The sequence below is a fragment of the Sorangium sp. So ce117 genome (assembly GCF_051524395.1).
GTDB classification, from domain to species: Bacteria; Myxococcota_A; Polyangia; order Polyangiales; family Polyangiaceae; genus Sorangium; species Sorangium cellulosum_B.
The window spans coordinates 8,425,252-8,438,120 of sequence record NZ_CP150309.1 but is presented as its reverse complement, the minus strand read 5'-3'; the positions used below and the strand labels follow the sequence as shown (position 1 = coordinate 8,438,120).

Annotated in this window: 10 protein-coding genes; 5 read left to right on the top strand and 5 right to left on the bottom strand. The window is 72.0% G+C overall.

Annotated features, from left to right (window positions below):
• Positions 1 to 8: 8 nt before the first annotated feature.
• Entirely contained in the window at positions 9 to 2,261 is a 2,253-nt protein-coding gene (locus WMF46_RS31455; RefSeq protein WP_437980584.1) for an alkaline phosphatase D family protein, read from the bottom strand.
• Positions 2,262 to 2,481: 220 nt separating this feature from the next.
• On the opposite strand from WMF46_RS31455, the gene WMF46_RS31450 reads away from it, so the two are divergent.
• The 4 genes from WMF46_RS31450 to WMF46_RS31435 all read left to right on the top strand — a co-directional run bounded on the left by WMF46_RS31450 (position 2,482) and on the right by WMF46_RS31435 (position 6,834).
• Entirely contained in the window at positions 2,482 to 3,915 is a 1,434-nt protein-coding gene (locus tag WMF46_RS31450; RefSeq protein ID WP_437980583.1) for a DUF6986 family protein, read from the top strand.
• Between the two features lie 56 nt (positions 3,916 to 3,971).
• On the top strand, positions 3,972 to 4,313 hold the full coding sequence (uraH, locus tag WMF46_RS31445) for a hydroxyisourate hydrolase (protein ID WP_012238509.1): 342 nt from the start codon (positions 3,972 to 3,974) through the stop codon (positions 4,311 to 4,313).
• 241 nt (positions 4,314 to 4,554) lie between these two features.
• The gene (locus WMF46_RS31440; RefSeq protein ID WP_437980582.1) at positions 4,555 to 5,802 is read left to right on the top strand and encodes a formylglycine-generating enzyme family protein; all 1,248 of its coding nucleotides are present in this window, start codon (positions 4,555 to 4,557) and stop codon (positions 5,800 to 5,802) included.
• Positions 5,803 to 6,396: 594 nt separating this feature from the next.
• Complete coding sequence (locus tag WMF46_RS31435) at positions 6,397 to 6,834, top strand: CHRD domain-containing protein (protein ID WP_437542875.1); 438 nt, start codon at positions 6,397 to 6,399, stop codon at positions 6,832 to 6,834.
• A gap of 97 nt (positions 6,835 to 6,931) precedes the next feature.
• Here WMF46_RS31435 and WMF46_RS31430 read toward each other — a convergent pair whose 3' ends face one another.
• From WMF46_RS31430 to WMF46_RS31420, 3 genes are all read right to left on the bottom strand, one after another.
• Positions 6,932 to 8,485: an allantoicase gene (locus WMF46_RS31430; protein WP_437980581.1), complete on the bottom strand. Its 1,554-nt coding sequence runs from the start codon at positions 8,483 to 8,485 to the stop codon at positions 6,932 to 6,934.
• Complete coding sequence (allB, locus tag WMF46_RS31425) at positions 8,464 to 9,819, bottom strand: allantoinase AllB (RefSeq protein ID WP_437542870.1); 1,356 nt, start codon at positions 9,817 to 9,819, stop codon at positions 8,464 to 8,466. The genes WMF46_RS31430 and allB overlap by 22 nt, the downstream gene beginning before the upstream one ends.
• 94 nt (positions 9,820 to 9,913) lie before the next feature.
• Entirely contained in the window at positions 9,914 to 10,795 is an 882-nt protein-coding gene (locus WMF46_RS31420; protein WP_437980580.1) for an MBL fold metallo-hydrolase, read from the bottom strand.
• Between the two features lie 355 nt (positions 10,796 to 11,150).
• On the opposite strand from WMF46_RS31420, the gene WMF46_RS31415 reads away from it, so the two are divergent.
• Positions 11,151 to 11,975: a DUF3025 domain-containing protein gene (locus WMF46_RS31415; protein ID WP_437980579.1), complete on the top strand. Its 825-nt coding sequence runs from the start codon at positions 11,151 to 11,153 to the stop codon at positions 11,973 to 11,975.
• Positions 11,976 to 12,060: 85 nt separating this feature from the next.
• Here the strand turns inward: WMF46_RS31415 and WMF46_RS31410 are convergent, their stop codons facing one another.
• Complete coding sequence (locus tag WMF46_RS31410; RefSeq protein WP_437980578.1) at positions 12,061 to 12,867, bottom strand: class I SAM-dependent methyltransferase; 807 nt, start codon at positions 12,865 to 12,867, stop codon at positions 12,061 to 12,063.
• Positions 12,868 to 12,869: the final 2 nt, after the last annotated feature.

Here is a 12,869-nt window from a genome sequence, read left to right as displayed (position 1 = left end):
CCTGCGTCCTAGCTTGGGGTGCGCGGGATCCACTGCTTCCAGGTGCCCTCGTCGTCCACGTACAGCTCGGACTCGGCCACCCTCGTCTTGTACCGCGCGATCGTGATCTGTTCGTCGAGCGCCGCCCCGCCGGTCTCGTCGTACAGGGGGGCGGCGAGCGCGTCTTCGGGGATCATGTGCATGCTCACGACGAACTCGTCGGCATTCGCCTCGACGATACAGAACCCGTTGCTCGTGGCGTTGCTGAAGGCGAGGTACGGATTGGCCTTCTGCATGCTGTCGTCGATGTCGAACGCCTCCTCCTCCAGGACGCCTTTCAGCGTCGGATGGCTCGCCAGCCGCTTCGTCAGCACCGAGCGGCACGTGGCCGACGAGATCGCGGCGCCGCCGAACTCCACGACCTTGGCCGTGGCGCCCTCCACGGCGGCCGTCCCCGCGAGGAAGGCGCCGAGATCGCCGGTGATCGACACCACGTTGCCCTCGATCGTGGTGAGCATCTTGATGAGCTCGTCCCGTTCCTTGCGGAAGCCGTCCCAGCCGTCACAGCTCAGGTAGAAGTGCCGGGTGAGCTCCTGCTCGGGCTCCGCGGGTTGCGTTGTGTGGGCGAGGACGAGCTGTGAAAGGGGGTATTCGTTCCCCCATACCTTCCAGGTGCTCCGGGACTCCTCCATCGTCTTCTGGAACCAGGCTCTCTGCGCTTCTCCCATGACGACCCCGCGCGCCTCGTCGGGCTTGAGAGCGATCCTCGAGATCGGGTCGAAGGATTCCTTGACGACTAAGTAACGCGATCCGAACGCGCTGTAATAGTCCGTCTTTCCGAGATCGACGTAGGCGAACCCGACGTCCATGAAGCTCATCTCGGTTGCGCTGAAGAGGGGCACAGGGTCGGTCTCGGGCCTCTGCTCGTTCAGCTTCGCGACGATCTCGTTGACGACGCTGGCGCTGATGGGGCGCGGCGACTCGTTGTGAGCGAACCCGAGGCGCGGGTCAAAGCCGAACAGGGGAGCGGCGATCTCCAGCGCGTCCTTGTATTTCTGCAACGCGTCGATGTCCTCGATGTAGTGGCTCCTGTAGGGGGCCAACGCCTCGAGCTCTGCCGCGTCGAACTCGGCCTCGATGTCCACCTTCCGCGCGATGACCTTCCCCGGGAAGGCGTCCTCCGGGATCAGGTGATCCGCGCGGTAAGAGCGGAGATCCGTCATCACGAGGTGGACGTGCTTCCCGAACGGGAAGTCCCGGTAGATGGTGATATCGTCCGGGTACGCGACCGCTCTGTCGTAACGGAAGTCGTCGCCCTTCGGATCATTCGGGTATTCGGCCGGCATGTACTCGAACCAGGCCTGGTTCGCCGCCTTGCGCCGGTAGTCGTCCGTCTCCGGCTGTCGGCCGTCCAGATAGGCCGCCGTCGCGCCGTGGCCATCGTCGGAGAACTCGTGATCGCCCCAGACTGCGATCATGGGAAAGAGCTCGTGTACCCGCTGCAGCGCCCGGTCGGACCGGTACGTCTTGTAGAGCTCCCGGTAATTGCTAAGCGACTTGGCGGCGTGGTAGGCCGCGCCCTCCACCGGCTGGAAGGCGATGGCGCCGTCCACGTCGGAGAAGGAGATACCGCGCTGCCCCGGGGGGGCCTGGAGGCTCGGGTTCCCGGTCGTCTCGTGGATGTAGCCCCCGAGGTGGACGACGAAGTCGAGCTCCTCTTTCGCCAGGGCCACATAAGCGTTGTAGTAGCGACCGATGTAGTCCTGGCCGGACACGAAGGCGAAGCGCACCGGCACATCCGCGTCCTGCGCGGGCGCCGTCCGCGTCCGCCCGACGCGCGAGCTGACGCAGCCTTCTCCTGTCATGTAGTAGAAGCGGTAGTAGTACGTGGTGCCGGGGCTCAGGCCGCTCACCTTGACCTTGACGCAGTGATCGAAGTCCGCCCGGGCGGTCACGCGGAGCTGCGTGCTGCCCGACCCGACCGTGGCCACGTTGTCGGAGCTCGGTGTGAGCACCACGAGCTGCGTGAACCCCTCGTCGAGCGCGACCACGAGCGCCAGGTTGAGATCCGACTGCGGCTGCTTGCTATCGATGAGCCGGGTCCACAGCACGACGCTATCGTGCCGCGGATCGCCGGAGGCCACCGACTGCGGGAAGAACCCCTCATCCTCGTGCACGTCGCATGTGCCGATGGCGTCCCCATCATCGGAGCATGCAGTCGGCACGACCACCGAACCAGCGGTCACCAGCGTCGCGCGAAGAAAGTCTCGGCGTCTCATCATCGATTCAAGTCCTCCAACGACGGATACACCCCGAGCGCTGCGCGCGCAACGGCGGCGCCGGTGCCGCCGCCCTCGCCAGCGCCGCCGCGCGCGGCGCTCCTCGCGCTCGCTCGAGCGGCGCGGGTCGCATCATGGCGCCTCCTCGCGAGGAGCGCGAGCGCCACTTGACGTGCCGAGTCAGGCGGCATCTCGTGTGCGCCCCACCCGCTGAAGGCACACCATGTTCCAGACGAGCCTCTCCTCCGAAGCGCTGCGCGGCGCGCTCTCGCGCCTCCGCAGCGGGCGTTCTGTCTTCGACCGCACGGGCGCGCGCCAGCCGGTCCACACCGTCTACGGCGGCGCCCACCTGTTCAAGGCCGACACGGCCCGGAAGCTCGGGGCGGTGGCCCTCCGCGCCGTCGACGAGCACGCGCCCGACTTCGCCTCCTTCGCGCGGGCGATCGGCCTGCCGGGGGCCGAGGGGCTCCCGGAGGGGCGCGCCGACGCCCTCGCGCTCGCCGCCGCGATCGAGGCGGGCGGAGGCGCGGCCGAGGGCGCCTCCGGGGCTGCGCGGCTCGCGCACGCGGTGCACGCGCGCGTGCTCGACAAGCTCCGCCGCGAGCCCGTGGAGGACCTGCGCATCGATTTCGAGGATGGTTACGGCGTGCGCCCCGGAAACGAGGAGGACGCGCACGCCGCCGCCGCCGCGCGCGAGGTCGCCCTCGGCATGGCGGCGAGCAGCCTGCCTCCGTTCCTCGGGATCAGGATCAAGCCGCTCGGCGACGGGTGCGCCGAGCGGAGCCTGAGGACGCTCGACGTGTTCTTCTCGGCGCTCATCGCCGCCTCGGGCGGCGCGCTCCCGCCCGCCTTCGCGGTGACGCTGCCGAAGGTGGTCGCGCCCGAGCAGGTCGCCGCCCTGGCCGACGCCCTCGACGCGCTCGAGGGCGCGCTGCGGCTTCCGGCCGGCTCGATCCGGATCGAGCTGATGGTCGAGACGCCGGCGTCGATCATCGGCCCGCGCGGGGAGATCGCGCTGCCCGGGCTGGTCGAGGCGGCCCGCGGGCGGTGCGTGGCGGCGCACTTCGGGGCCTATGACTACACGGCGAGCTGCGAGATCACGGCCGCCCATCAGCGCCTCGCCCACCCGGCGTGCGACTTCGCGCGGCACGTGATGCAGGTCGCGCTGGCCGGCTCGGGGCTCTGGCTGTCCGACGGCGCGAGCAACCTCCTGCCCGTCGGCCCGCACCGCGCGCGCCCCGGCGGCGCGCCGCTCACGCCGCAGCAGAGCGAGGAGAACCGTCGCGCGGTCGTGGGCGCGTGGCGGCTGAAGTACGGGCAGGTTCGCGGCGCGCTCGAGAGCGGCTACTACCAGGGCTGGGACCTCCACCCCGCGGAGCTGCCGGTCCGCTACGCCGCCACGTACGCGTTCTTCCTGGAGGGCGTCGACGCGGCCGCCGCGCGGCTGCGGAGCTTCGTCGAGCGGGCCGCCCAGGCGACCGTCGCCGGGACGGTGTTCGACGACGCCGCGACGGGGCAGGGGCTCCTGGGCTTCTTCCTGCGCGCGATCGGGGCGGGGGCGATGACGGAGGGCGAGGCGGCGGAGAGGACCGGCCTCACGCCGGACGAGCTCAGGGGCCGATCCTTTCAAGCCATCGTGGCGCGCCGGAGCGCGTGATAGGAGAGCACCGGAATGGCCCGGTTCGCAGAGGGCCCGAGCGACGAGGAGGACCGATGAGCGCGATCACGACGCACGTGCTGGACACGTCACGGGGCTGCCCGGCGAGCGGCGTGCTGGTGGTGCTGGAGGTCGGCGACGACGGCGGCTACCGGGAGGTCGGACGGGGCACGACCGACGGCGACGGCCGGCAGAAGGGGCTGCTGCCGCCCGGCGAACGGCCCCTCCAGGGCCGCTACCGCCTCACCTTCCACACAGGCGCCTATTACGCGGCGCTCGGGTGCGAGAGCTTCTATCCCACGGTGTCGATCCTCTTCGAGATCCGGGACCCGGCGCAGCACCATCACGTCCCGCTGCTGCTCAGCCCTCACGGCTACACCACGTACCGAGGCAGCTGAGCGCGCATCCGCGCGAGAGCGCCGTCCCGCGCGGCGAGCGCGACGCGTGCGCCTGCCGTCCGTGGTGCGCCCGGAGGCGCAGCGAGGTCGGCGGTCGGGCGGGGTGAAGCAGGTGTCCCACATGATACGATGGCGGGTGCCCGTCGGTGGGCGACTGTGAAGGTGAACTGTGGGCGCTCTACGGATTCGTTCGGGTGAAGCTCGGGATCGCCGGCGCGGTGCTGGCTGGCTGGCCGTCGCGATGGCCGCGCTCGGGCCGGGCTGCGAGCAGAGGGTGCGGAGCTTCGTCGATGGCGACGGCGGCGCTGGCGCCGCCGGCGGCGGAGCAGGTGGTGGGCCGGGCACGGCGGTCGGTGGCGGCGGGGCTGGCAGCAGCGCGACGGGGGGCGGCGCGACCGGCGGCGGTGCGACCGGCAGCGGAGCGACCGGCGGTGGCGCGGCGGGTGGTGGGGCAACGGGTGGTGGGGCGACGGGTGGCGGTGAGGCCGGCGGCGCAGCGGCTGGCGGCGGCGGTGATGCAGGCGGGGGCGGGGGGACCCCTGTCGAGTGCTCTCCCGACGAGGCGCGGTGCGCCGGCGATCGCATCGAGGTGTGCGGCAGCGACGGGCGGTGGGGTCTTGCCGGTTGCGCTGGGTGGTGCGGCGCGGGCCGGTGCATCCTGCCGCAGAGCTGCCGCCTGGGCGAGACCGGGGCGGGCGAGGCCTGCGGGCCGGATCGGAACCAGCCCTGCTGCGCGAGCCCGCGCGTTCCGGCCGGCCGGTACGAGCGGAGCGACGACGCGGCCTATCCGGCGGAGGTGAGCGACCTGCGCCTGGATCGCTACGAGGTCACCGTCGGACGGTTCCGCAAGTTCGTCGAGGCGTATCCCGCGAGCCGACCCGCGGCCGGCGCTGGAGCTCACCCGGCGATCCTGCGGAGCGGCTGGGACGCCGCGTGGGACTCCCGTCTGCCCGCGAGCCAGGCGGCGCTGAGGGATGACTTGAAGTGCAACCCGGGATTGCACTCGTGGACTGACGACGCGGGCGGGAACGAGCTCAAGCCGATCAGCTGCGTGAGCTGGTTCGTCGCCTTCGCCTTCTGCGCCTGGGACGGCGGGCGGCTCCCGACAGAGGCGGAGTGGGAATACGCGTCGGCTGGCGGGAGCGAGCAGCGGGCGTATCCGTGGGGCAACGCGTTTCCGAACTCGACCTACGCCGTGTTCGACATGACGGGCAGCGCCGTCGTCGGATCGAGATCGCCGAGGGGTGATGGCCGGTGGGGGCAGGCCGACCTCGCGGGGAACGTGTGGGAGTGGACCCTGGACTTCGAGGGGACGTACCCCGAGCCGTGCCGTGATTGCGCGAACGTCGAGCGCGGCTCCGCGCGGGTGATCCGTGGCGGCAGCTGGTGGCAGCCTAGACCGGAGGACCTCTCCGCTCGCTTGCGGACCGGCTGGGACCCGACCGATACGACGGACGCGCTCGGCGTGCGCTGCGCAAGGAAGCTGTAGCGCACGCCGCCCTTCTTGGGGCCGGCGCGCGCCGGGGAACGGGCGAGCGGGCGCCGTTCAGGGAGAGATGAGGTAGATGACCGAGAAGGCCACGAGGAGCGTCGTGAACGCGAGCGCGATGAGCTTGGGCATGGTCCAGTCGTCGTTGTCGGTCTTCGAGATCTCTGTGCTCATCGTGTGCCTCCGCCGTGCTCTCCGCGCGCCTCGCGCGCGTCCGTCTCCTGGCAGAAGGCGGACTCGTCGTCAACCCTGAGCCCCCGCCCGCGACGGACCGGGCGTGCTCATGCGGGTGCCTCCACCGCTGCTCTGGCCGCGCCCGCGGCCTGTCCGCCCGTGTGGAGCACCGGCCGCCTTGCCACCTCGCGCAGGCGACGCCGATTCCCGGCGCCGTGTGCCGATCCGGGTCCGCTGTCCGCCTCTGTCTCTCTCCGGCGCGCCTCGGCGATCGGAGCGAATCGCCGTGTCCGTCGCGGCCTCTTCGCCGCCCCCGCGATCGACCGACGTGCGGGGCGGCTCGCGGCGCGCGGGCGGCGTCGCCTTTGCTCTTCGTGGCGCCCTCGAATCGCACATCGCCGTGATGTGCAGGAGGGAGACATGCAACACCTCACGATGCTCGCGCTGGGCGCCGTCCTCCTCGCGACGGCGCTGGCGCGCGCGGCGTTGCCTGAGCGCCCGGTCCGCTCGCTCACGGCGGCGCTCACCGGGCAAGACGAAGTGCCCGGCCCCGGCGACCCGAAGGGGAGCGGCACGGCGCGCGTCACGCTCGATCTCGACCGCGGCGAGGTCTGCTTCGATCTCGCGGTGGCCGGCATCGCGCCGGCGACCGCGGCGCGCATCCACGAGGGCTCCGCCGGCCGCGCGGGCCGCGGGATCATCACGCTGATGCCGCCGACCGGCGGCAGCTCCAGCGGCTGCGTGAGCGCGGCCCGCGACGATCTGAGCGCATTGCTCGGTGATCCAGAGAGGTATTATGTCGCCGTGCGCACCGCCGATTTCCCCGACGGCGCGCTGCGAGGCCAGCTCTCGCGCTGAGCGCCCCACGCTCGGACACCCGATCGCCCGGACACCCGATGTGCCGGCGTTCTCCTCGCCCGGCGCGCTCCCTCCTCGGGGGCCGCGCCCCGGGGCTCTATCCGCCCCACAGGAGCTTCTTCAGCCGGATCGCCGTGATCTTCCGCTGCTCGTCCGCGGCGATGGGCAGCTCCTGCTCCGGCGTGTGCTCGATCCGCGCGCGCAGCGCCTCCAGCATCTCGTCCGCGCTCTTCCCGGTGGCGCAGACGATGTAGATGAACCCGAACTTCTCGTCATAGGTGCGGTTCAAGCGCGCGAGCGCCTCCCGCGTATCCACCGCCGCGGCGCTCATCCCCGCCTGTTCCTGGCTGGAGAAGCGCCTCGCCGTCGCGCTCGCCTCCGCGGTCTCCGCCTGCGGCCTGGTCTCTCCGATGCGGGGGTGCGCGCGGAACGCCTCGAGCCAGTCCTCCGGCGCGAGCCGCGCAAAGGCCTGCGCCGCCGCCGCGGAGAGGTGCTCCTCGTCGCGGAACGGCCGCGCCGCCGCCATCTGCGACGCCCACGCCGACGAGCCGCACGCCACGCGGAGCTCCGCCTCGGCCTCCGGCTCCGTGAGCGCGTTGAGCCAGCGGAGCCGCTGCTCGGCCGCCCCGCTCCGGGTCGCGTTGCCGAAGATGCGGAGCCGGCTCACGCCGCCGTCAGGATAGATGTTCAGGCGCACATGCGTGAACGGCCCCGTCGCGCGGAGCTCTTCCTCGAAGAGATGACGCGTGTGCGCCTGGAGCTTCGTCCGCGGCACGATCTCCCGCCACTCGCCCGCGCCGGCGAGCTCCGCCGCGGAGCGCCCCGCCGCGTCGATCCCCTCGATCATGCAGCTGTCGGGGTAATTGCCCTTGAAGTGGTTCGTGTCGACCTCGATCCGCGCGATCTCGCCCTGAGCCGCGAGCGCCACGAGCGCCCAGTCGTACCCGGGCCCCCTCCGGCGCCGCGTCTCCCAGCCGTCTCCCATGTTCGCCGCCCGGCCGGGCATGATGAGGTTGTGGCGCACCCCGAAGAACATGTCGCTGCACGAGAGCACGCGCCCGCCGTTCTCCGCGGCCGCGAGATCGATCTCCGCGCCCGGGCGGCCCTGCCGGCGGACGTCGGGGAGGGCGTCGCCGTGCACCCGGAGCCGCGCCACGCCGCCATCCGGGTAGATGTTCAGGCGGAGGTGCGTGAACCGCGAAGAGCTGCTCAGCTCGAACGCGTTCTGCGAGTCGCCGGCCAGCGGCGAGCGCGGCAGGATCTCGACCCAGTGCGTCCGTGGGTCGAGCAAGTCCTCGACCCGCGCGTCGGGCCGCGCCGCGCACGCCTCGATGGAGCAGTGCTCGGGGTAATTGCCCCGGAAGAACGCCGTATCCACGATGACCCCGCGGAGGATCCCTGGCAGCCCCAGCCGGACGAGGCACCAGTCGAACCCGGGAGTCCGGCGCCTGCGCGTCTCCCAGCCATCCATCCACTTCCCGCGATCGGTGTACTCGTGCTCGAGGAACACCGCTTTCCCTGCCTTGAGCAGGTTCTCCTTCGGCGCGAAGAACTCGTCGTTCGCCGCGAGCACCGCGCCGCCCAGGCGCTCCGAGGCCAGATCGAGCGCCTCCGCGAACGCCGGCCCCGTCACCCCTCTCGCTTCAGCCATCGCCCTCTCGCCTCCGCGGGGAAGCTCCCGCGCTCATGGACCTTCTCGCCGCGAAGGTACGTGGCCTCCACGACGCCGTGGAGCTCCTCCCCGGCGTACGGCGTCACCTTGTGCCGGTGCTGGAGGGTCGGCGGCTCGACCCGGAAGCTCGCGTCGGGATCCCAGAGCACAAGATCGGCGTCGAACCCGCGCGCGATCTCCCCCTTGCGGCGCAATCCGGCGAGCCTCGCGGGCCCGCGGCACAGCCAGTCGGCGAGCCGCTCGAGCGGGATGCCCCGGCGTCGGGCGTCGGTCCAGACGATCGACAGGCCGAGCTGCAGGCTCGAGATCCCGCCCCAGGCGGCGTCGAAGTCGCCGGCTTCGAGCCGCTTGAGCTCGGGGGTGCACGGGGAGTGATCGGAGACGACGAAATCGATGAGGCCTCCCGCGAGCGCGGCCCAGAGCTCCTCGCGGTTCTGCCGCTCCCGGATCGGCGGAGCGCACTTGAAGGGCGTCGCGCCGTCCGGGATCTCCTCGGCGGCGAAGTGCAGGTAGTGCGGCGTCGTCTCGGCGGACAGCGCGGCGCCGCCGTCGCGCGCCCGCCGCAGGATGTCGAGCGCCGTGGCCGACGAGAGGTGGACCACGTGCGCCGCCGCGCCCGTCGCCTGGCAGAGCGACGCGAGCAGGGCGATCGCCTGGTCCTCCGCCTCCCGCGGGCGCGAGCGCAGGTAGGCCGCGTACGTCCGCGGATCCAGGCCGGCGATCGCCGCGCGCGCCGCGTCGATGGGGCCGGGGAGCTCGGCGTGGACGAGCAGCGGCGCCCCCGTGCCCGCGAGCACCTCGAGCGCGGCCCTGAGGTCCGCCTCGGCGACGTGGCCGAACTCCGCCACGCCCGAGTCGACCATGAAGCACTTGAATCCGAGCGCGCCGGCCTCGAGCAGCGGGACCAGCTCTCCCGCGTTGCCCGGGACGGCGCCGCCCCAGAAGCCCACGTCGACGAGGCACCGGCCCTCCGCTGCGCGCGCCTTCTTCTCGAGGTGCGCGACCGTGGTCGTCGGCGGGATGCTGTTGAGGGGCATGTCGACGAGCGAGGTGACGCCGCCCGCGGCCGCGGCGCGCGTCGCCGTCTCGAAGCCCTCCCATTCGGTCCGCCCGGGCTCGTTGATGTGCACGTGCGCATCGACCAGCCCGGGCATCACCACCGCGCCCCGAGCGTCCACGACGGGGCAGCCCTCCGGCAGCTCGTCGTAACCGGCGACGGAGACGATGGTGCCGCCCTGGATGTGCACCGAGGCCGGCCGCACGGCGCCCCCGGTGACCACCCGCAACCCGCGAACGATGAGGTCCGGCGTCATCAGGGACGCGATCGTACCACGGCGCCCGGCGGACCGAGGCGGGCCGCTCGCCGAAGCGCGCGCGCACGTTAACGCGCATGGGCCTGTGCGCGTGTCACGCCATCTTCATGCGATCGATGAGCTCGGCGAGCTCGGCGTGCATGGCGTCCTCGGAGGGAGCGCGGTACCGGCGGTGGTGCCCGGGCAGGACCCACGTGAACCTGTGCTGGAGGAGGCGCTCCATCGAGCGGATCTGCTCCGCCCAGGAATACCAGCAGACGTCGCGCGACGCGTCGAGTCGCCCGAGCTCGCCGGAGAAAAAGAGATGGTCCCCGGTGAAGAGGTACCGGTCCCGGAAGAGGAGCGCGACGCTGCCCCGCGTGTGGCCCGGGACGGGGATCAACGTGAGATCGGGCGCGAGGGCCACGGGGTCGAGCCCCTTGATCTTCACCTCGGCGAGCGCTGTTCCGTCGTCGATGTCGTCCGCGTGGATCACGCGATCGCACCCGAAGTTGTCGCGGAAGATCCGGTGATCGGCGACGTCGTCGCGGTGGGTGAGCACCAGGGTCCGGACGCCGCCGAGCTCGCGGATGCGCTTCGTGAGCGGCCTGGCCGCGCGGGGCGAGTCGACGAGCACGTTGCCCTCGGGTCGCACGATGAGGTAGCTCGCCGCGCCAAAGGAGGACGACGAGGTATAGCCGCAATAATGGACATCCTCGTCGATCGGCTCGGGGAAGGAGAAGGTCGCGGCGGCCATCCCCGCCGCCGGTGCGGAGGTGCCGATGGAGGCGGTCGGACACGACACCAGCGCCATGGCCGCGCGGAGGTGCTCGTCCGGCGTCGCGGGCTGGCGAGCGACGATGCTCTGCTCGACGGCGGGCGCGCGAGCGAACACCGAGGGGGCGAGCTGGCGGCATACGTCGCAGTCGATGCACGACCGGTCGACGAAGTAATCGCCGGGGGCGTTCTCTGGCAGGCGGTCCTCGAGGCGAGCCATCTCGTTATCTCAGGATGACACGCGGGCGGCGGACGTGGGGGCAGATCCGCTGCGGCGACGTCCGTGGCGAACGGCCATCACTCGGCCATCACTCCAGGCTTGGCGCGAGCTCTCGTTGCGTGATGGCTGCACGAGGGCGAGCATGGATATCCAGGGAAACTGGGTGAGTTGAGACAGGGAGTCTCGGGACACCGGCGCCCTGCTGTCCAGCTCCGTGCGCTCGGTCCACCGCGGGCCTGCCGGGCGGCCGGCGGCCCGGGTCCCGGCGCGTGGCCGCCGCCTCGCGATCCGCGCGTCCCGGCGCCGCCTTGCGCGCGGCTTGAGCTCTCGCCGCGCTGCTCCTACGCTGCGCCGCGTGAGCGCCGCCGGCCGAGCTGCGCCGCACCCGAGCGGCGCGCCAGGGAGCACCCCCGTTCCCTGGGAGCCGCTCTTCTACGAGAAGAGCCGGCTCTACTGGCCGATCCGCCCCCTGGCCGAGGCGTTCGCGGGGTGCGGCGGCTGGCCGCCGGTCGAGGACTACAACCGGGCGCTCGGCGAGGGGTTCCCCGTGCGCTTTGCGGAGCAAAAACCGCGGCCTCGCCGGCGCGGGCGGCGCGGGCCCGTCGACCCCTCGGCGCTCTACGACGCGCGCATCCACGTCGAGGGCTGCGTGCCCACGCGCCCGAGCAACTGGCACGACTTCCTCAACATGCTGGTGTGGGCCGCCTTCCCGCGCGCGAAGGCGGAGCTCCACGCGCGCCAGCACCGGGCGATCGCCGCGCGCCTCCATCCCGGCGCGGAGGCGCTCCCCCCGGCGCGCACGCGCGAGCTGGACGGGCTCGCGCTCCTCGACGAGGGCGGGCTCCTGCTGCTCTACAACAACGCGCGCGAGGCGCCCCTCCTCGGCGACGCCTCCGATCTGGAGCGCTGCGCCGGCGAGGTGCGGGACGCCGTGCAGCGGGGCGAGGCCGCGGCGCTCGTCTTCGGCCACGCGCTGTACGAGAGCCTCCTCCAGCGCGGTCCGATGGTCTACGCGATGGTGCAGCCCATCCCGTGCGGCGGACCGCTGCCCGCCGCGCCTGCCGCGCTCGTGGCGCTGGCCGACGCGCGCCTCGGCGACGTGCTGCGGTCGCCCGACAGCTTCGCGCGCCCGGAGCGCAGCCCGCGCCTCCCCCTGGACGAGCGCGTCCTGTGCCCGTGACGGCAAGTGACGGCAAGTGATGCCAAGTGACCGCCGCGGCCGGAGGACGGCGACCCCCTGAGCGTGCGTGGGGCTCGCCCCGCTCTCAGACGCGCCGTCGCGCCGCGAGAGCATAGACGAGCGGCAGTCGGCGCCCGAACTTCTTCATGCGGAACTGCCCTGGCGGTCCTTCCACCATGTCCGGAAAGATGTCGTAGGGGGACCAGTCGAGCTCGCGCAGGCGCTCCAGCGTGAGGCCCGCGTCGAGGAGCGACGACACAACCGTCCCGATCCCGTGGTTGAAGCCGACCTCTTTCAGCGTCACGGGCGCGCTCCTGTCGGCGTACGTGCCTGTCTCCTCGGTGACGATCGGCTCCCCGTGACCATCGTAGGCATAGGCGATCTGCTCGAATGCATTGTCGAAGGTCCACACGAGGGGGTGGAACTCGACGAGGTGCAGGACGCCCCCGGGCTTCAGGCACGCTGCGGCCGTGCGCGCCCAGCGCGTCATGTCCGGGAGCCACCCGAGGACGCCGTACGAGGTGAAGACGATATCGAACGTCTCGCCGCCGAGGGCCTCGGGGGCGTCGTAGACGTTGGCCTCGACGAAGCGCGCGTCCACCGAGAGCTCCTGCGCCAGCGCTCGCGCCGCCGTGACGGCCTCGTCGGAGAGGTCCAGCCCGGTGACGCGGGCGCCCAGCCGCGCCCAGGAGAGCGTGTCCTGCCCGAAATGGCATTGCAGGTGGAGCAGCGACCTTCCACGCACATCGCCGACCTGCTCGAGCTCGATCGGCTTGAGAGAGCTCGCGCCGGCCCGAAACGAGTCCAGATCGTAAAATTTCGAGGCCAGGTGCACGCGGGTGCGCGCGTTCCAGGCAGCGCGGTTCAGCGCAAACCAGTCGGCTTCGGACATGG